Below are 21,723 nucleotides of genomic sequence, written 5' to 3' on the forward strand. Positions count from 1 at the left end.
CCGGCACCCGAGAAGGAGCACACCGTGACCACCGACGACCGCACCGCCCGCCTCTCCACCCCCGCCGACGAGCAGCCGACCGTGGACCTGGGCGCTCCCCGGCGGACGGCCGCTCCTCGGTGAGGACGGCGGTCGCGCCCAGGTCCACGGTCGGCTGCTCGTCGGCGGGGGTGGAGAGGCGGGCGGTGCGGTCGTCGGTGGTCACGGTGTGCTCCTTCTCGGGTGCCGGTCGCCCGGCGGGATGCGGTCCCGCCGGGCGGGCCGGCGGTGCTGCCGGTGTGCTCCGGCGATGCCTCCACGCTACGGACGAGCCCGGACCCGCCCCATCCGGGGAACCCCCGGAACTCGAGGGCGATCCCCCGCCTCGACGCGGGGGCGGGTGCGAGACTGGTCCCGGCGCGAGGAGGCGGCGATGGACGACGACGAGCTGCGGCACCGCACCCGGGACCGCAAGGGCGCCCGTGCCGTCTGGTTCGCCGGGCTCTCGGCGCTCGCCGGCTTCGTGGTGATCTCCCCTGTGATCTCCCTCACGGCGACCGTGATGGTGTGGGGGTCGCGGCGGCGGATCGGCACCCTCAGCGACCGCAACGGCCTGGTCGCCGTCAACTGGCAGCTCACCTACCTCGCGCTCCAGCTGATGCTGGTCCCGCTGCACCTCGCGCTGGTGTCGGTGCGCGACTCGCTCGGCGCCGACTGGCCGCTCGCGACGATCTCGGCGATCCTCGCGCTGGCCGTGCTCAACCTCGTGCTGTGCGTCTTCCTCGGAGTCCGGTCCGGCCAGGGCCGTACCGTGCGCCTCGGGATCGCCGTGCCCTTCGCCCGCTCCACCCGTCCGCCACGCTGACCGTCCGGGGACACCGGGCCCGGCGGCTCTCCGCTCCTGGGACTCCGCCCGGCGTGTCCGCGGCGCGGTGCCCCCTCGACCCCGCGGCGGCGGGCAGGGTGGTGGAGTGATCGCCTTCCCTCCGCCCGTGTACGTCGTGGCCGACGACGGAGTGCGGCTGGCCACCTACTCCGTCGGCGAGGAGAGCGCCCCGACCGTCCTCGCCGTGCACGGCTTCGCCTCCCACGCCGTGCTCAACTGGGAGACGTCGGGCTGGCTGCGGACGCTGCACCGGGCCGGGTACCGCGTCGTGGCGCTCGACCAGCGCGGGCACGGCGCGAGCGAGAAGCCGCACCACTCCGACTCCTACAGCGTGGACGCCATGGTGGCCGACCTGGTGCGGGTGCTCGACTCCTACGACCTCGACGCGCCCCACGTCCTCGGCTACTCCCTCGGCGCCCGGATGAGCTGGGTGCTGGGGCTCGAGCACCCGGAGCGGCTCGCATCGCTGAGCCTCGGCGGGCTGACGGTGGGCGAGCCCCTCCGCTCCTTCGACGCGGAGGCGGCCCGGGCCCGCGTCGCCTCCGGCGGCGAGATCGACGACGGCTTCACCCGCGCCTTCATCGGCATGGCGGAGGGCGTGCAGGGCAACGACCTCGCGGCACTGGTGGCGGTGGCCGACGGCGTCCGCGGCGGGGCGCACCCGGAGCACGGGCGGCACCCCGGCCTGCCGACGCTGCTCGTGACCGGCGGCGCGGATCCGATCGCTCCCGGCGGAGAGCTGCTGGCGGCGGAGACGGGGGCGCGGTTCGTGAGCGTCCCCGGCCGCGACCACACCAGCACCGTGCCCGCGCGGGGCTTCAAGGACGCGGTGCTGGCGTTCCTGGCGGAGCAGCGCTGAGCCGGCCCCGCGCCGGACGGGAGCACCGCGAGCGCCGAGGCCCGCGGCGTAGCATCCCCCTCATGCAGGCGATCCGCATCGAGAACCCCGGCCCCGACTCCCGACTCGTGCTGGAGGAGGTGCCGACGCCCTCCCCGGGACCCGGCGAGGTCCTCGTCCGCGTCGCGGCCGCCGGCGTCAACCGCGCCGACCTCGGCCAGCGCGCAGGGGTCTACCCGCCGCCGCCCGGCGCCTCCGAGATCCTCGGGATGGAGGTGTCCGGCACGGTCGTCGCGCTCGGCGAGGACGCGACCGGGTTCGCGGAGGGCGACGAGGTCTGCGCGCTGCTCTCCGGCGGCGGCTACGCCGAGTACGTCGCGGTCGACGCGGGCCTGGTGCTGCCGGTGCCGGACGGCGTCGGCCTCGTCTCGGCCGCCGCCCTCCCGGAGACGACGTCCACCGTCTGGTCGAACCTCGTGATGGTGGCCGGGCTCGGATCCGGCGACACCGTCCTCCTCCACGGCGGCGGGAGCGGGATCGGGACCACGGGCATCCAGATCGCCGCCGCCCTCGGCGCCCGCGTCGCCGTCACGGCCGGCAGCCCCCGCAAGCTCGAGGCGTGCCGCGCGCTCGGGGCCGACGTCCTGATCGACTACCGCGAGGAGGACTTCGTCGAGCGGATCCGCGAGGCGACCGGCGGGCGCGGCGTCGACGTGATCCTCGACCCCGTCGGCGGCGACTACCTGGCCCGAGACCTGGAGGCGCTGGCCGTGGGCGGGCGCGTGGTGTTCATCGGCAACCAGTCCGGTGCGCTGGGCTCGCTCGACCTCGGGGTGCTGATGCGCAAGCGCGGGGCGGTGCACGCCACGACCCTCCGCGCCCGGCCCCTGGAGGAGCGGCGCGCGATCGTCGCGCAGGTGCGCGCGGAGGTCTGGCCGCTGGTCGCCGCCGGGACGGTGCGACCGGTGGTGGACGAGGTGGTCCCGCTCGCCGAGGCCGAGCGGGCGCACGACGTGATGCGCTCCTCCGGCCACATCGGCAAGCTGCTGCTCACCCCGTGACGCCCCACACCGGAGGAGGCCCCCGCCGCCCGCGGTGAGCGGGAGCGGGGGCCTCCTCCGGTGATGCCCTCCGGCGGGGCGTCAGACCGCGGAGCGCAGGAGTCCGAGCGAGCGGTTGATGCCGTCGACGTCGACCGCGGCCGGATCGAACGAGGCTCCGGCGGCGAGGCCGAGAGCCTCGAGCGCCTCCGCGTGGTCGGCCGAGGACGGGTCGGTCGCCGCCCGCACCGTGTCGGCCCAGGCCGCGGGGCCTCCCGGCACGTCGAGCGGAGCCGCGCCGCGCGCGCCCGTGCAGCGCGGCAGAGCCGACGACAGCGGCGCGATCGCCTCTAGGCGGATGACGTGGCGCCACTCGTCCTCGAGGTCGTAGACGTAGAAGAGCTCGTCCTGCTCCTGCTCGAGCACCTCGGCGAGCGCGACGCCCGCCTCGTCCACGAGGTCGGCGCCGAACTCCTCCGCGTCGGACGGCGAGCCGATCGGAGCCTGCTCCTCGTCGGGCACGCCGACGCTGAAGTAGTGCGGCTGCGCGTCGGTCCAGCCCAGCGAGAGCTGGAGCGCGAGGTGCAGATCGCGCAGCGACGACTCGGAGGAGAGCTCGAGGCGCCGCCAGACGACGGGCTTGGTCCCGAGCAGGGCGACGTGGAGCGCGTAGGCCGTCGCCGTGTCCTGGGTCGCCTCGTCGAGGATCTCGAGGCGGGTGGCCTCGCGCTCGCCGAGGAGGACGACCGTCGCGCGGACGACGGAGGCGAGGACGGGCGCCAGGCCCTCCGGCACGGCGTAGCCGAACTCGGGCGAGTGCAGCAGCAGGCCGAGCTCGGCGGTGTCGTCGAGCATCCGCTCGGCCGTGCCGACCATGCGCTCGCGCTCGTCGAGGGCCTCGTCGAGCGAGACTCCGGAGTCGGCGGCCAGCTCGTCGACCAGCTCGCCGACGACCAGGCCCGGGTGGATCTCGGCCTGGCAGGCGACCGCGATGCGGACCAGCACGGCGTCGGTGGTGGTGACCGCGCGCTCCTCCGGGGAGAAGGCGCCGTCCTCGGTGTCGGTGGCCGCCAGCGCGGTCTGGGCGCTGAGGATCCACTGCTCGAGGAAGCGGGCGACGTAGGCGATGCGCTCGGCGGCGGCCTCGTGGGCATCGGAGCTGCGCCAGAGCACGGCGGCCTCGCCGAGACCTGCGGCGGATCCCTCCTGCTCGAGCACGGCGGAGCCGACCAGCGCGTCCCACCAGGCCGAGACCGGGATGCGGACGGAGTCGTCGCTCGGGGTGGATCCCGCGGAGGAGATGCCCGCCTCGACCGCGATCTCGCGGGCGGCGCGCTCGGTGAGGGTCGCGCCGTCGTCGGCGGCGAGGTGCTCGACCACGACGTCGGCGGCGTGCACGAGAGCGGTGGCGCGGACGGCGGAGAGCTGCTCCTCGGCCGGGACCTCGTCGAGCTCGGCGAGGTCGTCGAGCACGGCCTCGACGAAGGAGCCGGCGAGGTCGAGGACCTCGTCGAGGACGGCCTGGCACTCGTCCAGCTCCTCGTCGGTGCCGGTCCAGAGGTCCTCGTCGGTGAGGAAGTCGAGGAAGTGCTCGACGACCTCGGCGACGGTGAAGAGGGTGTCGTCGAGGTCGGCCTCGCTCTCCTCCCCCGACAGGTCGGCCTCGATCTGGTCGAAGACGGCCTCGAGCAGCTCGGCGTCGGGCTGGGCGAAGGAGCCGCGCGGGCGCAGGTCGCGGGTCATCGCGAAGAGGTCGGTCAGCACCTCGACGGCCTCGTCGGCCTCGAGGTGCTCGTGCTGCATGCCCACCTCGGCGAGGTGCGAGCGGTACCAGCTGCGGAACCGCACCATCAGAGCGGTCTCGGCCGTGCGGCCGCCGCCCTGACCGCCGGACCCGCCCTGACCGCCTCCGGATCGTCCCTGGTTGCGCTTCTTGCCCATGATTCCTCCGCGACCGCTCCACTCACGACGAAGCGCTCCAGCCTACCCAGTGCGGGCGCGCGGCGGCACGCGCGGTCGCCCCCTGTTCACCCTGTGCGCACCGGGTCCGCTCCCTCTGATGCGGCCGATCGCCCGAGTCCCGGGATCCGCGCGCTGTGGGAGTCCTCGCCGCCCGGGCCCCTGCCACACGGGTCGCGATGATGAGAAATCTCGCAGCGATCGGGCGGCGAGGCTTGCGCTTGGACCCTCCGCTTCGGTGGAGTGTCCGGATGACCGACACGACGGACACCGCCGAGACCGCTCCCGGGAAGGCGTCGCTCAAGCGGGTGATCACCGGGCCGCTGCTGTTCGCCTTCATCGTGGGCGACACACTCGGCGCCGGCATCTACACCCTGGTCGGCACGATGGCCGAGGACGTGGGCGGCGTGATCTGGCTGCCGCTGCTGATCGCGCTGGTCGTCGCCCTGCTCACCGCGGGCACGTACGCCGAGCTGATCACCAAGTACCCGCACGCCGGAGGGGCGGCGCGCTACGTGGACCGCGCATTCGGGAAGCCGTACCTCTCGTTCCTGATCGGCTTCCTGATGATGGCCTCCGGCATCACGACGGCGGCCTCCCTGGCGAACGCGTTCGCGGGCGACTACCTCGGGGCTCTGCTGGACGTGCCGCCGATCCCGACCGCGATCGTCTTCATCGCGATCCTCACCCTGGTGAACCTGCGCGGGGTGAAGGAGTCGCTGACCGCGAACCTGGTCGCCTCGGTGATCGAGGTGAGCGGACTGGTCATCGTCATCGTCTGCGCCGCGGTCTTCTTCGGCTCCGGCGACGGCGACGCCTCCCGCGTGCTCGAGTTCAACCCCGACGTCGCTCCGCTGCAGGGGGCGTTCGCCGCCTCGATCGTCGCCTTCTTCTCGTTCCTCGGCTTCGAGGCCGCGGCGAACATGGCCGAGGAGGTGCGGAACCCCTCGAAGGTCTACCCGCGGGCCCTCTTCGGTGCGCTGATCACCGCCGCCGTGGTCTACCTCCTCATCGCGCTCGGCGCCGTGATCGTGCTGCCGAACGACGAGCTCGCGGCCTCCAGCGGCCCCCTGCTGGACGTGGTCGCGGCGAGCGGAGTGGCCGTGCCGCCGTGGCTGTTCGGCCTCATCGCGCTGGTCGCCATCGCGAACGGCGCTCTGCTGTTCATGGTCATGGCGTCGCGGGTCGGCTTCGGGCTCGCCACCTCCGGGCTGCTGCCGAGCGCTTTCGGCAAGGTGCTCCCGGGCCGCCGCACGCCGTGGGTGTCGATCGTGGTCGTCGGCGGAGTGACGATGCTGCTCAGCCTGATCGGCGACGTCGGCACGCTCGCCGAGACGACGGTGCTGCTGCTCCTGCTGGTGTTCATCGCGGCGAACGTGTCGGTGCTGGTGCTGAAGAAGGACCGCGTCGACCACGCCCACTACTCCGTGCCGCGGGTGGTGCCGGTGCTCGCGACCATCGCGAGCGTGGTGCTGCTGACGCAGCAGACGGGCGTGGTCTGGCTGGCGACAGCGGGCTACGTGGTCGTGGGGACGCTGCTGTTCCTCGCCACCCGCCTGGGGAAGCGGAAGCACGCGGAGCGGACCCCGGACTGATCCGGGCCGGCGGCGATCCGTCGCGAGCGGCCCGTCCGCGGATCCCCTGCGGCCCGTCCGCGGCGGATCGATCGTGGGGGCGGTGAGGAGTGGGATCGTGAGGCTATGACCGTCACGCTCGAGCCGATGCCCGCCGCCGCTCTCGCCGCCTGGATGCGGGTCCAGCGCTCGGCGTACATCGAGGACCGGATGCGGGCGGGCGACGACGAGGCGGCCGCGACCCGCAACGCCGACGCCTCGTACGAGAAGTACTTCCCGGGCGGCTCCCCCGCCGCCGGGCACGACGTGCTCCTCGTCTCCGAGGACGGCCGCGCGGTCGGGTCGCTCTGGCTCGGCCCGCACCCGAGCGGACTCGAGGGCGTCGGGTACGTCTGGGACGTGCAGATCGACGCCGCCGAGCGCGGCCGCGGCCTCGGCCGGGCGGCGATGCTGCTCGCGGAGTCGCACGTCCGCTCCCAGGGCGGCTCCGCCCTCGCGCTGAACGTGTTCGGCTTCAACACCGCCGCGCGGGCTCTGTACGAGTCGCTCGGCTACGAGACGACGTCCCTGCAGATGCGCAAGCCGCTGGCCTGAGCGGGGCCGCTCGACGCCGGGCAGGGGCACGACCCGGTCACGCAGAACGCCGCACGCCGTGCTCGAGGGCGGACGCCGACGGGCGCCCACCGACGAGCACGGCGGCGGCAGTGGTGGAACCGCCGGGGATCGGCGGGACCCTGCGGTCAGCTCGTGGAGGCGACGGCGGTCGGGTCGCCGGTGCCGGACGGACGCGGGGCGTCACCCGATCCCGTCGCCACCGACGCGCCGGTCGGAACGACGGTGCCGCCGGTCGCCATCCCCCGGCCGAAGGCCTGGCCCTGGAGGATCGCGCCGAGGTCGACGCCGGTCGCCGACCTGACGCTGTCGAACGTCGCGGCGAGACCCGCCGCCTGCTCGCGCGCGATGTGGGTGCCGGCGGTGTCGCCGCCGATCAGCGTCACCGAGCCGACGTTCTGGTAGCCCTTCGCGAACTCGGCCATGAGCGAGGGCAGCTGCCCGATGAGCTCGCGACCCAGGATCGCCTCCTGGTTCTCGCGGAGCGCCTCCGCCTCGGCCGCGATGGCCGCCGCGCTCGCCTCGCCCTTCGCGCGGATGGCCTCCGCCTCGGCGGTCGCGTTCGCGCGCAGCGCCTCGGCCTCTGCGCCCGCCTTGGCCCGCAGTGCGTGGGCCTCGGCCTCGGCGCGGGCGCTCACGGCGGCGGCCTCGGCGGCGGCGGACGCCTGGCGCGCCTCCGCCTGGCGCTGGACGGCGTACGCCTCGGCGTCCGAGACCTGCTGCGCGACCTGGCGGTCCGTCTCGGCCTTCTTCTCGCGTCCGTAGGCGTCGGCGTCGGCCTCGGTCTGACGGCGGTACTTCTCGGCGTCCGCGACGCGCTTGACGTCGGCGTCGAGCTCGGCCTGCCGGTTCTCGGCGCGCTGCACGAGGACGGCCTGCTCGCGCTCGGCGCGGGCCAGGTTCTCGGCCTGCTCGGCCTCGGCGTTGGCGCGGCCGACCTCGGACTTCGCGGCGGCGGTGTTCTTGTCGTAGGCGGTCTGCTCGATCAGGTTCGCCTCGTCCGTGGCCAGCTGGCGAGCCTTGACCTCGCGGGCCGCGTTGATCCGCGCGACGTCGGCCTCGCGGCGGACGCGCTCGATCTCCTGCGCTCCGAGCGCCTCGATGTAGCCGTTGCGGTCGGTGACGCCCTGGATGGCGAAGGAGTCGAGGACGAGGCCCTGGGCGAGCAGGTCGCCCTTGATGCCCTCGGCGATCTCGTCTCCCAGCTTCTGCCGGTCCTGCATGACCTCCTCGACGCTGAGCTTCGCGACGACGCCGCGGAGGGCACCCTCGAGCTGCTCGGTGGTGAAGACGTCGATGGACTGGTCCTGCGACGCGAAGCGCTCGGCGGCGGCGCGGACCTGGTCGGCCGTGGACCCGATCTTGACCAGGGCGACGCCCGCGAGGTGGATGGTCACGCCGTTCTTGGTCTGCGCGACCGGCTCCATCTTGATCTGGCGCGAGCGCAGCGAGATGCGGTCGGACCGCTGGGTCAGCTTGTTCACGAACGCGCCGCCGCCGGTGATGACGGTCATGTTCGAGGTGAGGCCGTCCTCGCCCTTCTGCTTCTTCCCGACGATCACGATCGCCTCGTCGGCCTGCGGCACCTGGTACCAGGCGCGGAAGAGGAAGAAGCCGATGAGGGCGATCAGCAGGAGTGCGCCGACGGCGACTCCGGCGAGGACGATCCAGAGGAGATCCGGTTCCATGGGCGGGCGACCTTTCGTCCGACCCGCGCGACGCGGGTACCTGAGAGACGTACAGGTTCCATCGTGTCACAGCGCCTCGGACGGCCGCGTCGGCCGGAGGGGGGATACTGCGGCCGCCGCCGAGAGCGGATCACGAGGGGGCGGGCCCGGAGGAGGACGCCACGAACGAGGGCGTCGCGCGGAGTGCCGCGGAGGAGATCAGTGCTGGGGTACCTGGACTCGAACCAAGAACAACTGAACCAGAATCAGCCGTGTTGCCAATTACACCATACCCCAATGGTCATCCGGAGGTGATCCCGGGACCAGGCGGCGGCCGGATCGAGACCCGAGCGCCGAGAGACGACAGTACCCTACGCGGGCATCCCGCTCAAATCGAGCCGCGGACGACGCTGCCCTCGGACTCCGGGGCGGCCTCGCCGAGGCGGGCGCGGACGAGGTCGCGGTTGATCGCGGAGGCGACCTGGGCGCCCGATCCGGCGGCGACGATCAGCTGCTGCGGGCCGGGAGGGGTGACCTCGCCGGCGGCGTAGAGGCCGGGGACGGACGTGCGGCCACCGGCGTCGACGCGGAGGAAGCCGTCGGCGTCGCGGTCGGGGCCGGCCGCGTCCAGGTAGTCCAGCGCGGGCGTCCAGACGGGTCGGACGAACGCGCCGGTGCGCGGCACGACGTCGCCGTCGACGAGGCGGACGCCGGTCATCTCGGCGCGCTCCCCGGCGAGGTCGGCGACCGGGCGCCGGTCGACCCGGATGCCGATGGAGGCGAGCAGCGACTCGTCGGCGTCGCTCACCGTCCCGACGCCGTTGGTGAAGACGATCAGGTCGGTCGACCACTGCGAGAGGAGCATGGCCCGCTCCGCGAGGTCGTCGGTCTCGCCGATCAGGGCGAGCGCCTCCCCCGCCTTCTCGTAGCCGTCGCACTCCATGCAGCTGTGCACGGCGGTGCCGTAGTAGGCGCGCAGGCTCGGGAGCGCGGGCGGCGTCTCGAGGAGCCCCGCGGCGACCACGACGGCGGTGGCGACGACGGAGCGGTCCGCGCTGCCGCGCACGCCGCGCGCGCCGACCACGAACTCGCCGCCGGAGCGCTCGACCGACGTGACGAGGGCGTTGTGCACCTCGGCGGCCTCGTAGCGCTCGAACTCCTCGCGGCCGAGGCGGCGCAGCTCGAGCGGCGAGATGCCGTCGCGGGTGAGGAACCCGTGCGAGTGCAGGGTCGCAGCGTTCCGCGGGCGGTTGCTGTCGAGCAGCAGCACGCTCCGGCGCGCCCGGACGAGGTTGAGCGCGGTGGAGAGCCCGGCGGGGCCCCCGCCGATCACGACGACGTCGTAGCGTCCGCCGACCGTCTCCGCCACGGTCAGGCCTGCCGGGAGGCGCCGAGGTGGGCGCCCAGGCGGTCGAGGCGGGCGATCGACTCCTGCTTGCCGAGGATCTCCATCGACTCGAACAGCGGCGGCGAGACGCGGCGTCCGGAGACCGCGGTGCGCAGCGGCCCGTAGGCGATGCGGGGCTTGAGGCCGAGGCCCTCGTTCAGCGCGGAGGCGAGCGCCTCCTGGATCGAGGCCGTCAGCCACTCGGACGCGGGGACGAGCTCGAGGGCGCCGATCGAGGCGGCGAGCACCTCGCCGGCGTTCGCGGGCAGGCCCTTCAGCGCGTCCTCGTCGTACTCGAGCGCCTCGGAGGCGGTGAAGAGGAACCCGAGCATGCCGGGGGCCTCCCCGAGCAGGCCGATCCGCTCCTGCACGAGGGGCGCGGCGGCGTCGAGCACGGCGCGCTGCTCGGCGGTCGGCTCGCCCGCGAGCACTCCGGCCGCCACGAGGTACGGGATCGTCCGCTCGGTGAAGTCGTCGACGGCCAGGAGGCGGATGTGGTCGCCGTTGATCGACTCGGCCTTCTTGAGGTCGAAGCGGGCCGGATTGGGGTTCACATCGGCCACGTCGAAGGCGGCGACCATCTCGTCGATCGAGAAGACGTCGCGGTCGTGCGTGAGCGACCAGCCGAGCAGGGCGAGGTAGTTGACCAGGCCCTCCGGGATGAAGCCGCGGTCGCGGTGGTGGAAGAGGTTCGAGGACGGGTCGCGCTTGGAGAGCTTCTTGCTGCCGTCGCCCATCACGTAGGGGAGGTGCCCGAAGCGCGGGACGAAGGTCGTCACTCCGATGTCGATCAGTGCGTGGTACAGCGCGATCTGCCGGGCGGTCGAGGGGAGGATGTCCTCGCCGCGCAGCACGTGGGTGATCTGCATGATCGCGTCGTCGACCGGGTTCACCAGCGTGTAGAGCGGCTGGCCGTTGGGGCGCACCACGACGAAGTCGCTGAAGGAGCCCGCGGGGAACGTGATCGGGCCGCGGACCAGGTCGTCGAAGGACAGGTCGGCGTCCGGCACGCGCAGGCGCAGCGCCGGGGCGCGGCCCTCGGCGCGGAAGGCGGCGCGCTGCTCCTCGGTGAGGTCGCGGTCGTGGTTGTCGTACCCGTGCTGCTTCGCGCGGCCGGCCGCCTCGTTGCGCGCGTCGATCTCCTCGGCCGTGGAGTAGCTCTCGTAGAGGTGCCCCGACGCCGTCAGCCGCGCGATCACGTCGAGGTAGACATCGGTGCGCTCGGACTGCCGGTACGGGCCGTGCGGGCCGCCGACTCCGACGCCCTCGTCCCAGTCGAGCTTCAGCCAGCGCAGCGCGTCGAGGATCTGCTCCACGCTCTCCTCGCTGTCGCGGGCGGCGTCCGTGTCCTCGATGCGGAAGACGAACGTGCCGCCGGTGTGGCGCGCGTACGCCCAGTTGAACAGGGCGGTGCGGATGAGGCCGACGTGCGGGGTCCCGGTCGGCGAGGGGCAGAAGCGGACGCGGACGTCGCTCCCGGTCGCGGTCGTGAACGGGTGCGCGTCCGGCGCGCTTTCCAGGGGCGGGGTGAGCTCAGACATACGAGGCCGATCCTACCGGCGGGAGGCGGTGCAGCGCCCGGGATCGCGGGGGGCCGTGGCGCCTCCGCCCCGGGCACGGTGCGCGCCTCGCGGCGACTGCTTCTACCGGACAGCACTGCTCCGAGTCAACGGACTCCCCGAGCGAGCAGGAGCAGTGGTGCGCTGACCCCGGGCCTCTCGTCGAGAGGGCCCGAGCGCCGCACCGCAGGCCGCGCCGGGCCTCCGCGCGAGCGTGCCCGGAAGGAGCACTGATGAGCACGATCGATCTCGACCCCCGCACCGACCGCCCGAGCGCCCTCACCGAGGCGGCACGGGAGGAGAAGGACGCCCGCACGCTCTCGCTCTTCCAGGCCGCGGTGAGCGCGGAGGCCGCCGAGGGCGCGCGCATCCGCGAGCGCATCGTGCTCGACCACCTGGGCCTGGCCGAGGCCATGGCCCGCCGGGTCTCCCGGAGCGGAGGCGACTGGGCGGATCTGCGCCAGGTCGCCTACGTGGGCCTCGTGAAGGCCGCCCGCCGCTTCACTCCCGAGCGCGGCGACAGCTTCGCCGCGTTCGCCGTCCCCACGATCACCGGCGAGCTCAAGCGCCACCTCCGCGACCTCGGCTGGATGATCCGGCCGCCGCGCGGCGTGCAGGAGCTGCACCGCCGCTCCGCCGTCGTCGCCGACGAGCTCGCGCAGGAGCTCGGCCGTCACCCCACCGACCAGGAGATCGCCCGCCGCCTCGGAGTGGACGCGACGGAGGTGGCCGACGCGCGCCTCGCGGGGCATCCGCTCTCCCTCGACGAGACCGTGGGCGAGGGCGGCGTCGGCCTGGGCGACACCCTCGGCGGCGAGGACGACCGGCTGCTCGAGATCGACCGGCGGCACGGGCTCGCCGAGGCCCTCGCCGAGCTCGAGGAGGGCCAGCGCGAGCTCCTGCGCATGCGCTTCGTCGAGGAGCGGACCCAGCAGCAGATCGCCGACGCCCTGGGGACGACGCAGATGCAGGTCTCGCGCCTGCAGCGGCGGATCCTCGCGCAGCTCGCCGACAGGCTCGGCGCCCCCTCGCGCAGCCATCAGCCGCGCGCTCCCCGGGCCCGCGTGGCCACGGTCACTCCGGTCCGACCGGCGACGCGGCTGAAGTCCGCCTGAGGTGGGCCTCGGCACGCGACGGGAGCGACGAGAGGGCGGCGAGGACGTCGTCGACCTGGACCGCGAGCAGCGCCGGGTCCGGCTCGGCGGAGAAGACGTCGCCGCGGCGGAGGGAGGCGTCGGTCAGCACGACGTGCGGCCCCGAGGCCGGAGGGCCCCAGGCCTCGGGCGGTGCCGGACCGAAGATCACGACCGAGGGGACGCCGTACGCGGAGGCGAGGTGCGCGGCCCCGGTGTCGACGGTCACCACGACCTCGGCGGCCGCGACGACCGCGGCGAACCCGCTGAGCGCGAGCTCCCCCGCCAGCACCTCGCCCGTGCCGGCGAGCTCGGCGACGCGGCGGGCGCGGTCGGCCTCGTTCGCGCCTCCGGTGTAGACGACGCGGTGCCCCTCGGCGGCGAGGGAGCGCGCCACCGCGGCGAAGCGCTCCTCCGGCCACTCGCGCGAGCCGTAGAAGGCCCCGATGTGCACGACGGCGGCTCCGGGGGCCGAGGCGGGCTCCTCCGGGACGGCGATCGCGACGTCCTCGGGGTCGGCGTCGAGACCGATCGAGTTCACCAGGCGGGCCCAGCGGGCGCGCTCGAGCTCGCCGTCGATCCAGAGCGGCCGCGGGTCCTCCGGGCCCGCGCCCGGGTCCAGCGCCGGGACGCGGAACTCGAGAGTGCGCTCGGGCGCGATCTCGCGCAGCCGCAGCCGCGACTCCGGGCCGTTGCCGTGGAGGTTCACGCCGAGCTCGACCCGGCCGGCGGCCATCGGCAGCGGGTCGTCGAGTCCGTGGAGGGTGGGCACGAGCGCGTCCAGGCCCTCGACCAGGTCGACGATCGGCTCGAGCCAGGGCGTGGTCGCCATGATCAGCCGGTGGTCCGGGAAGCCGCGGCGCAGGGCCTTGAGCGCCGGGACGGCGACGAGCAGGTCGCCGAGCTTGAGGGCGCGCAGCGCGAGGATCTCCGGAGTCCCGTCCGGGGCGGTGAGAGCGCGCACGGCGCCTCCTTCCTGTCGGAGTCCCCGTACCCCGCTGCGCGCACCTCAGACGCGCCGCCCGCAGATGCCAGCGACGCGCCCGGAGGGACCGACTTCTCCGGAAGGGGGTTTACATCCCCGGTCGAGGGGTACGAGGAGAAGGTGAACGACTCCTCCTCCCGGAGCGCCGACGAGCGCGCGAGGGCCCCGCGCCTGCGGGGGATCCTCTTCGACCGCGATGCGACGCTCGTGGTCGACGTGCCCTACAACGGCGACCCGGCGCAGGTCTCCCCGATGCCCACCGCCCTCGCCGCGGTCGAGCGGGCGCGCGAGGCGGGGCTGGCCGTGGGCGTGGTCACCAACCAGTCCGGGATCGCCCGCGGGATCATCGACCGCGGCCAGGCCGACGCGGTGAACCGGCGCGTGGACGAGCTCTTCGGCGGCTTCGACGTGTGGATGCTCTGCCCCCACGGCCCGGAGGACGGCTGCTCCTGCCGGAAGCCCCGGCCCGGCATGGTGCTCGACGCCGCCGAGCAGCTGGGACTGCCGGCACGGTCCCTCGCCGTGATCGGCGACATCGGGGCCGACGTCGGCGCCGCCGCCGCGGCCGGCGCCCGTGGAGTGCTGGTGCCGACTCCGATCACCCGCGCCGAGGAGGTGGACGCCGCTCCGCTGCAGGCGGCGACGCTCCTCGAGGCGGTCGAGCTGCTGCTCGCGATGCAGCCCGACGAGGACGCCGAGTGAGGCGCCGCGTGCTCGTCGCCCGCCTGGACAGCGCGGGAGACGTCCTGCTGTGCGGACCCGCCGTCCGCGCGATCGCGGCCGACGCCGAGGTGCTGCTGCTGAGCGGTCCGCAGGGAGCGCCCGCGGCCGCGCTGCTGCCGGGTCCCTCCTCCGTCCGCACCTGGTGGTGCCCGTGGATCGGCGACGCCTCCCGCCCCGTCGACTCCGAGCTCGTCGACGAGCTGCGCGCGATCGTCGAGGAGTTCGCGCCGGACGAGGCCGTGATCCTCACCTCCTTCCACCAGTCGCCGCTTCCGCTGGCCCTGCTGCTCCGCCTCGCCGGTGTCGCCCGCATCACGGGCGCCTCGGTCGACTTCGCGGGCGCCCTGCTCGATGTGCGCCTCGTGCCGGGCGAGACCCTCGAGGAGGACCAGCCGGAGCCGGAGCGCGCGCTCGCGATCGCGGCGGCGGCCGGCTTCGCGCTGCCCGCCGGCGACGACGGACGGCTCCGCGTGCGCCGCGAGGGCGCGCTGCCCGCCGCTCTCGAGGGGATCGGCCCCTACGCGGTCGTGCACCCCGGGGCAGCCGTCCCCGCCCGCGCCTGGCCGGCGGCGAACGCGGCCCGCGCCGTCGAGCTGCTGGCGGACGCGGGCCTCGCTGTCGTCGTCACCGGCGGCCCGGGCGAGCGCTCCCTCACGGCCGAGGTCGCGGGCTCCCGCGGCATCGACCTCGGCGGGGCGACGGACTTCGCCGGCGCCGCCGAGGTGCTGGCCGGCGCCGACGTCGTGATCTGCGGCAACACCGGCCCCGCGCACCTCGCCGCCGCGGTCGGCACCCCCGTGGTGAGCCTCTTCGCGCCGGTCGTCCCGGCCGTGCGCTGGGCGCCCTACGGCGTCCCGGTCGCGCAGCTCGGCGACCAGGAGGCGCCCTGCGCCGGCTCGCGCGCCCGCGTGTGCCCCGTCCCCGGCCATCCGTGCCTCGCGGGGGTGAGCGCCGAGGACGCGGTCGGCGCCGCCCTCCGACTCCGACCCACGACTTCCCCGAGAGAGGCCATCGCATGAGGATCCTGCTCTGGCACGTGCACGGCGGCTGGGCGGACGCCTTCGTCCGCGGCGCCCACACCTACCTGCTCCCCACGACTCCGGCCCGCGACGGCTGGGGCCTGGGCACCGGCGGCCGCGACTGGCCGAGCGCCGTCGAGATCGCGCCCGAGGAGCTGCACGACGCCGACGTCGACGCGGTCCTCCTCCAGAGGCCCGAGGAGCTCGCCGAGGCCGAGCGCCTGCTCGGGCGACGCCTCGGCCGCGACGTGCCCGCCGTCTACGTGGAGCACAACACCCCCCGCGGGGACGTGCCGGACAACCGCCACCCGCTCGCCGACCGCGACGACCTGCTGATCGTCCACGTCACCCACTTCAACGCCCTGATGTGGGACACCGGATCGACGCGGACGACGGTGATCGAGCACGGGATCCACGACCCGGGTCCCCTCTACACCGGCGAGCTGCCGCACTTCGGCGTGGTCGTCAACGAGCCCGTCCGCCGGGGCCGGGTCGCCGGGACCGACCTGCTCCCCCGCTTCGGCGTGGTCGGTCCGCTGGACGTCTTCGGGATGAAGACCGACCGGCTCGCCGAGCTGCCGGGCCTGGAGGACGTGACGGTCCTCGGCGACGTCCGCACGCAGGCGATGCACGGGGCCCTGGCCCGCCGCCGGGTCTACCTGCACCCGTTCCGATGGACCTCCCTCGGCCTCGCACTGCTGGAGGCGATGCACCTCGGGATGCCCGTCGTCGCGCTCGACGTGACGGAGGCGGGGCGCGCCGTCCCGCCCGAGGCCGGAGCGGTCTCGAACGACCTCGACGCCCTCGTCGCCTCGGCCCGGGCGCTCGTCGAGGACCCGGACCGGGCCGCCCGCGCCGGCGCCGTCGCCCGCGAGGCCGCGCTCGCGCGCTACGGCCTCGCCCGGTTCCACCGCGACTGGGACGAGGTCCTCGCCGACCTCCCCGGACGCCGGTCGCCGGAGCCCGCTCTGGAAGGGAGCACCCGATGAAGCAGCACCTCTCCGCCGCGCCCGCGCTGACGATCGCCATGGTCTCGGAGCACGCGAGCCCCCTGGCGACCCTCGGCGGCGTCGACGCCGGCGGCCAGAACGTCCACGTGGCGGCGCTCGCCGACGCGCTCGCCCGCCGCGGCCACCGCGTCGTCGTCTACACCCGCCGCGACGACCCCTCCCTCCCCCGGCGCGTGCCCTTCACCTCGGGAGTCGAGGTCGTGCACATCGACGCCGGGCCGCCGCGCCGGGTGTCGAAGGACGAGCTGCTGCCCTTCATGGGCGACTTCGCCGTCGACCTCGCCGAGGAGTGGCTGCAGGAGCGGCCGGACCTCGTGCACAGCCACTTCTGGATGTCCGGGGTCGCCGCGCTCGACGCCTCCGAGCGGGTGGAGCGAGCCACGGGTCGGCGCGTGCCCGTCCTCCACACCTTCCACGCGCTGGGCGTGGTCAAGCGCCGCCAGCAGGGCGCGCTCGACACCAGCCCCGAGGAGCGCGCCTGGCTCGAGCCCGGAGTGGGCCAGAAGGCCGACGGCGTCGTCGCCACCTGCTCGGACGAGGCCTTCGAGCTCAAGGGGCTCGGCGTGCCGACCTCGCGCATCTCGGTGGTGCCCTGCGGAGTCGACATCGACCGGTTCTCGGTCGAGGGCCCGGTCGCGCCCCGCAGCGAGCGCTCGCGGCTGATGACCATCGGACGCCTGGTGCCGCGCAAGGGCATGGGCATCGCGATCGAGGCGCTCGCGCACCTGGTCGCGGCCGGCCACGACGCCGAGCTCGTCGTGGTCGGGGGCTCCGGCTCCGGCGACGCGCTGACGGCGGACCCCGAGTACCAGCGGCTGCACGGCGTGGCCGAGAGCCTCGGCGTCGCGGACCGCGTCGACTTCGTCGGCCAGCTCTCGCAGACCGAGATGCCCGCGATGCTCCGCTCGGCCGACGTCGTGGTCTGCGCGCCCTGGTACGAGCCGTTCGGCATCACTCCGCTCGAGGCGATGGCCTGCGGCGTGCCGGTCGTCGCCTCCTCCGTCGGCGGCCTGATCGACACCGTGGTCGAGGACGTCACCGGGGTCCACGTGCCTCCGCGCGACCCGGTCGCCCTGGCCGCCGCCCTCGGCTCGCTGCTGGAGGACCCCGACCGCGCCCGCGCCTACGGGGCCGCCGGACGCGAGCGCGTCGAGTCCCGCTACTCCTGGGACCGCGTCGCCGCCGACACCGAGCGCGCCTACGTCACGACCCTCGCCGGCCTCGGCGACGAGTCGCTCCTCACCGGCGCCACGAGCGCACCCTCATCTCCCACCACCCGGAAGGCGGCTCCGCGACGATGACCATCGACAGCGCGACCATCGACACCGTTCTGGACACCCCGGCCGACGCCGCCCGGCGCCTCGTCGACGACCACGTGGCGCGCGCGCTCGACGCGGTCGCGCAGCTGGAGCGCCACTCCGACAGGATCGCCGCCTGGGGCGTCGAGCTCGCCGACCGCCTGCACTCCGGCGCGCGCCTGCTCGCCGCGGGCAACGGCGGCTCCGCGGCCGAGGCGCAGCACCTCACCGCCGAGCTCGTCGGCCGCTTCGACGGCGACCGCGTCCCCTTCTCCGCCATCTCGCTGCACGCCGAGACGTCGAGCCTGACCGCGATCGGCAACGACTACGGCTTCGACCACGTGTTCTCGCGCCAGGTCACCGCGCACGCCCGGGCGGGCGACGTCGTGGTCCTGCTCTCCACCAGCGGACGCAGCGCGAACCTCCTCCACGCCGCGGAGGCCGCCCGTGCGGCGGGCGCCCGGTCGTGGGCGCTGACCGGCGAGGGGCCGAACCCGCTCACCGAGCTCTGCGACGAGGCGATCGCCCTCGAGGGCCACGGCTCCAACGTGCAGGAGGCGCAGCTGGTGCTCGTGCACGCGCTCTGCCGGGCCTTCGAGCACCGGATCCGCGCACGGACGGCGGCCGCCTCGTGAGCCGCCTGCGCCTCGTCGTCGTCGGCGACGTGATGCTCGACGTCGACCTCTCCGGACCCGCCGAGCGGCTGAGCCCGGACGCCCCCGTCCCCGTGGTCGACGTCTCGGCCCGCAGCGCCCGCGCCGGCGGTGCCGGGCTCGTCGCCCGGATGCTCGCCCGCGACGGGCACGAGGTGACGCTGGTGACCGCGCTCGCCGAGGACTCGGATCCGGACGTGGCGGAGCTGCGCGCCGAGCTGTCCGGCGTCCGCCTGGTCGCCGGGCCCTCGGGAGCGCCGACGCCGGTGAAGACCCGCGTCGCCGCCTCCGGCCAGGCCGTCGTGCGGATCGACCGCGGCTGCGAGACGCCGCCCGTCCCCGGCGTCACCGACGCGATGCTCGCCGCGCTCGCCGACGCCGACGCCGTGATCGTCGCCGACTACGGCCGCCGCCTCACCGAGGATCCGTCGCTCCGCACGGCGCTCGACGCGCTCACCGTGCCGCTGGTGTGGGATCCGCACCCGCGGGGCTCCCAGCCGGTCGCCGCCACCTCCCTCGCCACCCCGAACCTGGCCGAGGCCACCGCCTTCTCGGGAGCCGTCGGCCGCGGAGTGACGCGCGCCGAGTCCGCCGCGACCACCCTCCTCGAGCGCTGGGGCTGCGGTGCGGTCACCGTGACGATGGGATCCTCCGGCGCCCTGCTGCGCTCCCGCGGCGCCGGCGTCCCGGTCGTCGCACCGGCCGTCGCCGTGCCGCCCACCGACCCGTGCGGCGCGGGCGACCGGTTCGCCGCCTCCGCCGCGGTCGCCCTCGCCGAGGGTGCGAGCACCTCGGAGGCGGTGCAGGCGGCGGTCGCCGCGGCCGGCGCCTACCTCCTCGCGGGAGGGGTCGCCTCCCTGTCCGCTCCCGCCGACCCCGCACCCCTCCACGGCGGCGGGGTGGACGCCCTGCGCGTCGCCGAGTCCGTCCGCGCGGCAGGAGGAACGGTGGTCGCGACGGGCGGCTGCTTCGACCTGCTCCACGCCGGCCACGCCCGCACCCTCTCCGCCGCACGCGCTCTCGGCGACTGCCTGATCGTCTGCCTCAACTCGGACGACTCCGTCCGGCGCCTCAAGGGCGCGGCGCGGCCGATCATCCCCGAGGACGACCGCGTCGACCTGCTGCTCGCGCTCGAGTGCGTCGACGCCGTGCTGGTCTTCGGCGAGGACACGCCGGACGAGGCGCTGCGCCGCATCCGCCCCGACGTCTGGGTGAAGGGCGGCGACTACTCCGCCGAGTCCCTCCCCGAGACGGCGACGGTGGCGGAGTGGGGCGGCCGGGTCCTGACCGTGCCGTACCACCCGGGCCGCTCGACCACCCATCTCGCCGCCGCGCTCGCGCGTGTCGGCTGACCCGCGGCCCACGAGGCCCGCAGACCACCCCCGGAAGGAAACCATGAGCACCACTCCCACCCCCATCGGCCGCGTCCTGATCACCGGAGGAGCCTCCGGGCTCGGTGCGGCCGTCGCCGCCGCGGTCACCGCCGCCGGCGGCACGCCGATCGTGCTCGACCGCGACGTCTCGTCGGTGAAGGAGGGCGTCGCCGCCTACCAGGTCGACGTCGCGAAGACCCGCGAGGCCGAGAAGGCGGTCGTCGAGATCGCCCGCGAGCACGGCGGGCTCGACGCCGTCGTGACCGCGGCCGGCATCGACCGCTGCGGCCGCCTCGTCGACGTGGAGCCGGAGGAGTGGGAGCGCGTCATCTCCGTCAACCTCCTCGGTACCGCGGCCGTCGTCCGGGCGGCCCTGCCCTTCCTCACCGAGACGCACGGCCGCGTCGTCACCGTCGCCTCCTCGCTCGCGATCAAGGCCGTCTCGGACGCGACCGCGTACTGCGCCTCGAAGTTCGGCGTGCTCGGCTTCACCCGCGCGCTCGCGGCCGAGACCAAGGGCGAGATCGGCGTGACCACGCTGATCCCGTCGGGCATGAAGACGCGCTTCTTCGACGACCGCGACGAGCAGTACAAGCCGGGTCCGGACGCGCTGCTGAACGATCCGGAGAACGTGGCGAACGCCGTCATGTTCGTCCTCGGCCAGCCGCGCGGCTGCGAGGTCCGCGAGCTCGTCATCACGCACGAGGAGGAGCCGTCCTGGCCGTGATCCGCTGATCCGGGCGCGCCCCGGATCCCCCGCCGCGAGACGCCGCCTCGGTCCGCACGCCCCGGCGCGTCGCGTACCGAGGCGGCGTCTCGCGGTTCAGCGGGTGGAGGCGAGCACCCCGCGGACGTCCTCGAGCACCGCCTCGACGCGCACGTCGCCGACGAACGTGACGTCGTGCTCGCAGCGCGGAGCGGTCCAGCCGACCTGCGTGGCGTCGCGCCCGCAGACCGGGCAGTGCGTGGTCCAGCTCAGCTGCACCCGGTGGCGCTGCCGCCCGAGGGCCGCGGCGTTGATCGCGTTGCCCACCCAGAAGACCCCGACCGTCGGAGCGCCGACCGCGGCGGCGAGATGGCGGGGTCCGGAGTCGTTGCCGAGCACGAGGTCGGCGAGCGAGAGCAGCGGAGCGAGGTCCGGGAGGTCCACGACGCCCGCCCAGGAGACCGCTCCCGGCGCTCCGGCGACGATCTCGTCGGCGGCGGGCACGTCCGAGGCGTCGCCCACCACCAGCACGCGCGCGCCGTCCGCCAGCAGCTCCGTCGCCACGGCGGCGAAGGAGGCGGCGGGCCAGCGGCGGCGGGGATCGGTCGCGCCGGGGTGGATCAGCACCAGCGGGCCGCCCGCGGGCAGCGCCGCGGCGAGGCGGTCCCGCCGCTCCGGATCCACGGCGAGCGCCGGCTCGAGGCGGGTCGCGGGCGCTCCTGCCAGCCCGACGATCTCGAGCGCCCGCAGCATCTCGTGCTGGTAGTAGACGTAGGGGATCGTGCGCTCGAGCTCCGCGGCGTCGTCGGTGCGCGACCCGACCGTGTGGCGCGCGCCGAGGCGCTGGAGGAACGGGTTGGAGTAGCGCCCGCCGCCGTGCAGCTGCACGGCCAGGTCGAAGCGGCGCGCGCGCATCCGCTCGGTGAAGTCCTCGACGACCCGGGGGTCCTCCCCCTCTCCGTCGCGGACGCCCTGCGCCACCGGCAGGATCTCGACGTCGGCGATCGGCGACTCGACGCCCGTCAGCAGGACCCGGTGCGCGGGCGTCCCGAGCAGGGTGATCTCGGCTCCCGGGTAGGCGGCCGCGAGGGCGTCGACGGCGGGCAGCGCGAACAGCAGGTCGCCGAGTCCGCCGCCGCGCAGGACGGCGATCCTCTCGACTCCGGCGAAGGGCTCTCGGAGGGGGGCGATGGCGACCACGACGGGTTCCTCTCAGGTGCGGAGGGCGCGCGGGCGCCGCTCCGGGGACGGTGCACTCCTCCACTTCCCCGCCGGGGCCGATCCGAAACCGGATCGGGGGCGAGCCCGTCGCCGATCCGGGG

At 74.8% G+C, this 21,723-nt stretch carries 19 protein-coding genes and 1 tRNA gene; 13 read left to right on the forward strand and 7 right to left on the reverse strand.

Annotated elements, in window-relative coordinates; genetic code table 11:
- Positions 1 to 412 precede the first annotated feature (412 nt).
- From C5B92_RS07700 to C5B92_RS07710, 3 genes are all read left to right on the forward strand, one after another.
- Entirely contained in the window at positions 413 to 844 is a 432-nt protein-coding gene (locus C5B92_RS07700; protein ID WP_181028771.1) for a DUF4870 domain-containing protein, read from the forward strand.
- Between the two features lie 106 nt (positions 845 to 950).
- Entirely contained in the window at positions 951 to 1,724 is a 774-nt protein-coding gene (locus tag C5B92_RS07705; RefSeq protein WP_181028772.1) for an alpha/beta fold hydrolase, read from the forward strand.
- Positions 1,725 to 1,786: 62 nt separating this feature from the next.
- Positions 1,787 to 2,764 (forward strand): NAD(P)H-quinone oxidoreductase, encoded by a 978-nt coding sequence (locus C5B92_RS07710; protein ID WP_104350255.1) that lies wholly within the window; start codon positions 1,787 to 1,789, stop codon positions 2,762 to 2,764.
- Positions 2,765 to 2,845: 81 nt separating this feature from the next.
- Here C5B92_RS07710 and C5B92_RS07715 read toward each other — a convergent pair whose 3' ends face one another.
- Positions 2,846 to 4,684 (reverse strand): plasmid pRiA4b ORF-3 family protein, encoded by a 1,839-nt coding sequence (locus tag C5B92_RS07715; protein WP_104274519.1) that lies wholly within the window; start codon positions 4,682 to 4,684, stop codon positions 2,846 to 2,848.
- 269 nt (positions 4,685 to 4,953) lie between these two features.
- Here C5B92_RS07715 and C5B92_RS07720 point away from each other — a divergent pair, with 269 nt between their 5' ends.
- On the forward strand, positions 4,954 to 6,297 hold the full coding sequence (locus tag C5B92_RS07720) for an APC family permease (RefSeq protein WP_104226270.1): 1,344 nt from the start codon (positions 4,954 to 4,956) through the stop codon (positions 6,295 to 6,297).
- 105 nt (positions 6,298 to 6,402) lie between these two features.
- Positions 6,403 to 6,870 carry an N-acetyltransferase gene (locus tag C5B92_RS07725; protein ID WP_104250154.1) on the forward strand — a complete coding sequence of 156 codons (468 nt, stop codon included), beginning with the start codon at positions 6,403 to 6,405 and terminating at the stop codon, positions 6,868 to 6,870.
- 146 nt (positions 6,871 to 7,016) lie between these two features.
- On the opposite strand, the gene C5B92_RS07730 is transcribed toward C5B92_RS07725, so the two are convergent.
- The 4 genes from C5B92_RS07730 to gltX all read right to left on the reverse strand — a co-directional run bounded on the left by C5B92_RS07730 (position 7,017) and on the right by gltX (position 11,483).
- A complete protein-coding gene (locus C5B92_RS07730) occupies positions 7,017 to 8,576 on the reverse strand; it encodes an SPFH domain-containing protein (RefSeq protein WP_104226268.1) in 1,560 nt (519 codons plus the stop codon).
- A 204-nt stretch (positions 8,577 to 8,780) separates the two neighbouring features.
- Positions 8,781 to 8,852: transfer RNA gene (locus C5B92_RS07735), tRNA-Gln, on the reverse strand.
- A gap of 91 nt (positions 8,853 to 8,943) precedes the next feature.
- Positions 8,944 to 9,924, reverse strand: coding sequence for an NAD(P)/FAD-dependent oxidoreductase (locus C5B92_RS07740; protein WP_104276156.1), 981 nt, complete (start codon positions 9,922 to 9,924; stop codon positions 8,944 to 8,946).
- 2 nt (positions 9,925 to 9,926) lie between these two features.
- Complete coding sequence (gene gltX / locus C5B92_RS07745; protein WP_104274518.1) at positions 9,927 to 11,483, reverse strand: glutamate--tRNA ligase; 1,557 nt, start codon at positions 11,481 to 11,483, stop codon at positions 9,927 to 9,929.
- Between the two features lie 251 nt (positions 11,484 to 11,734).
- Here gltX and C5B92_RS07750 point away from each other — a divergent pair, with 251 nt between their 5' ends.
- Complete coding sequence (locus C5B92_RS07750) at positions 11,735 to 12,616, forward strand: sigma-70 family RNA polymerase sigma factor (RefSeq protein ID WP_104223520.1); 882 nt, start codon at positions 11,735 to 11,737, stop codon at positions 12,614 to 12,616.
- Here the strand turns inward: C5B92_RS07750 and C5B92_RS07755 are convergent.
- Entirely contained in the window at positions 12,576 to 13,598 is a 1,023-nt protein-coding gene (locus C5B92_RS07755; RefSeq protein WP_104274517.1) for a glycosyltransferase family 9 protein, read from the reverse strand. The two genes, C5B92_RS07750 and C5B92_RS07755, sit on opposite strands and share 41 nt — an antisense overlap.
- Positions 13,599 to 13,739: 141 nt before the next feature.
- On the opposite strand from C5B92_RS07755, the gene C5B92_RS17275 reads away from it, so the two are divergent.
- The 7 genes from C5B92_RS17275 to C5B92_RS07785 are packed head-to-tail and all read left to right on the forward strand — an operon-like array spanning position 13,740 to position 20,422.
- On the forward strand, positions 13,740 to 14,321 hold the full coding sequence (locus tag C5B92_RS17275) for an HAD family hydrolase (protein WP_104274516.1): 582 nt from the start codon (positions 13,740 to 13,742) through the stop codon (positions 14,319 to 14,321).
- Positions 14,318 to 15,361, forward strand: a complete 1,044-nt coding sequence (locus C5B92_RS07760) for a glycosyltransferase family 9 protein (RefSeq protein ID WP_219814344.1) — start codon at positions 14,318 to 14,320, stop codon at positions 15,359 to 15,361. The genes C5B92_RS17275 and C5B92_RS07760 overlap by 4 nt, the downstream gene beginning before the upstream one ends.
- On the forward strand, positions 15,358 to 16,350 hold the full coding sequence (locus C5B92_RS07765) for a glycosyltransferase (RefSeq protein WP_104274515.1): 993 nt from the start codon (positions 15,358 to 15,360) through the stop codon (positions 16,348 to 16,350). Before C5B92_RS07760 ends, C5B92_RS07765 begins: the two co-directional genes overlap by 4 nt.
- Before the next feature lie 26 nt (positions 16,351 to 16,376).
- Complete coding sequence (locus C5B92_RS07770) at positions 16,377 to 17,672, forward strand: glycosyltransferase (RefSeq protein WP_104283822.1); 1,296 nt, start codon at positions 16,377 to 16,379, stop codon at positions 17,670 to 17,672.
- The gene (locus tag C5B92_RS07775; RefSeq protein WP_104274360.1) at positions 17,669 to 18,304 is read left to right on the forward strand and encodes an SIS domain-containing protein; all 636 of its coding nucleotides are present in this window, start codon (positions 17,669 to 17,671) and stop codon (positions 18,302 to 18,304) included. The genes C5B92_RS07770 and C5B92_RS07775 overlap by 4 nt, the downstream gene beginning before the upstream one ends.
- Before the next feature lie 5 nt (positions 18,305 to 18,309).
- Entirely contained in the window at positions 18,310 to 19,674 is a 1,365-nt protein-coding gene (locus C5B92_RS07780) for a PfkB family carbohydrate kinase (protein WP_104274364.1), read from the forward strand.
- Between the two features lie 43 nt (positions 19,675 to 19,717).
- Complete coding sequence (locus tag C5B92_RS07785; protein WP_104250150.1) at positions 19,718 to 20,422, forward strand: SDR family oxidoreductase; 705 nt, start codon at positions 19,718 to 19,720, stop codon at positions 20,420 to 20,422.
- Positions 20,423 to 20,518: 96 nt separating this feature from the next.
- On the opposite strand, the gene C5B92_RS07790 is transcribed toward C5B92_RS07785, so the two are convergent.
- Entirely contained in the window at positions 20,519 to 21,601 is a 1,083-nt protein-coding gene (locus C5B92_RS07790; protein ID WP_104274359.1) for a glycosyltransferase family 9 protein, read from the reverse strand.
- Positions 21,602 to 21,723 lie beyond the last annotated feature (122 nt).

It is taken from the genome of Rathayibacter sp. AY1A4, assembly GCF_002930955.1.
In the GTDB taxonomy this organism is placed as follows: Bacteria; Actinomycetota; Actinomycetes; order Actinomycetales; family Microbacteriaceae; genus Rathayibacter.

Bases quoted from the DNA above. Each gene is read 5' to 3' on its own strand.
- C5B92_RS07700 (WP_181028771.1), top strand. From the start codon at position 413: ATGGACGACGACGAGCTGCGGCACCGCACCCGGGACCGCAAGGGCGCC.
- C5B92_RS07710 (WP_104350255.1), top strand. From the start codon at position 1,787: ATGCAGGCGATCCGCATCGAGAACCCCGGCCCCGACTCCCGACTCGTG.
- C5B92_RS07715 (WP_104274519.1), bottom strand. From the start codon at position 4,684: ATGGGCAAGAAGCGCAACCAGGGACGATCCGGAGGCGGTCAGGGCGGG.
- C5B92_RS07720 (WP_104226270.1), top strand. From the start codon at position 4,954: ATGACCGACACGACGGACACCGCCGAGACCGCTCCCGGGAAGGCGTCG.
- C5B92_RS07725 (WP_104250154.1), top strand. From the start codon at position 6,403: ATGACCGTCACGCTCGAGCCGATGCCCGCCGCCGCTCTCGCCGCCTGG.
- C5B92_RS07730 (WP_104226268.1), bottom strand. From the start codon at position 8,576: ATGGAACCGGATCTCCTCTGGATCGTCCTCGCCGGAGTCGCCGTCGGC.
- gltX (WP_104274518.1), bottom strand. From the start codon at position 11,483: ATGTCTGAGCTCACCCCGCCCCTGGAAAGCGCGCCGGACGCGCACCCG.
- C5B92_RS07750 (WP_104223520.1), top strand. From the start codon at position 11,735: ATGAGCACGATCGATCTCGACCCCCGCACCGACCGCCCGAGCGCCCTC.
- C5B92_RS07765 (WP_104274515.1), top strand. From the start codon at position 15,358: ATGAGGATCCTGCTCTGGCACGTGCACGGCGGCTGGGCGGACGCCTTC.
- C5B92_RS07775 (WP_104274360.1), top strand. From the start codon at position 17,669: ATGACCATCGACAGCGCGACCATCGACACCGTTCTGGACACCCCGGCC.
- C5B92_RS07785 (WP_104250150.1), top strand. From the start codon at position 19,718: ATGAGCACCACTCCCACCCCCATCGGCCGCGTCCTGATCACCGGAGGA.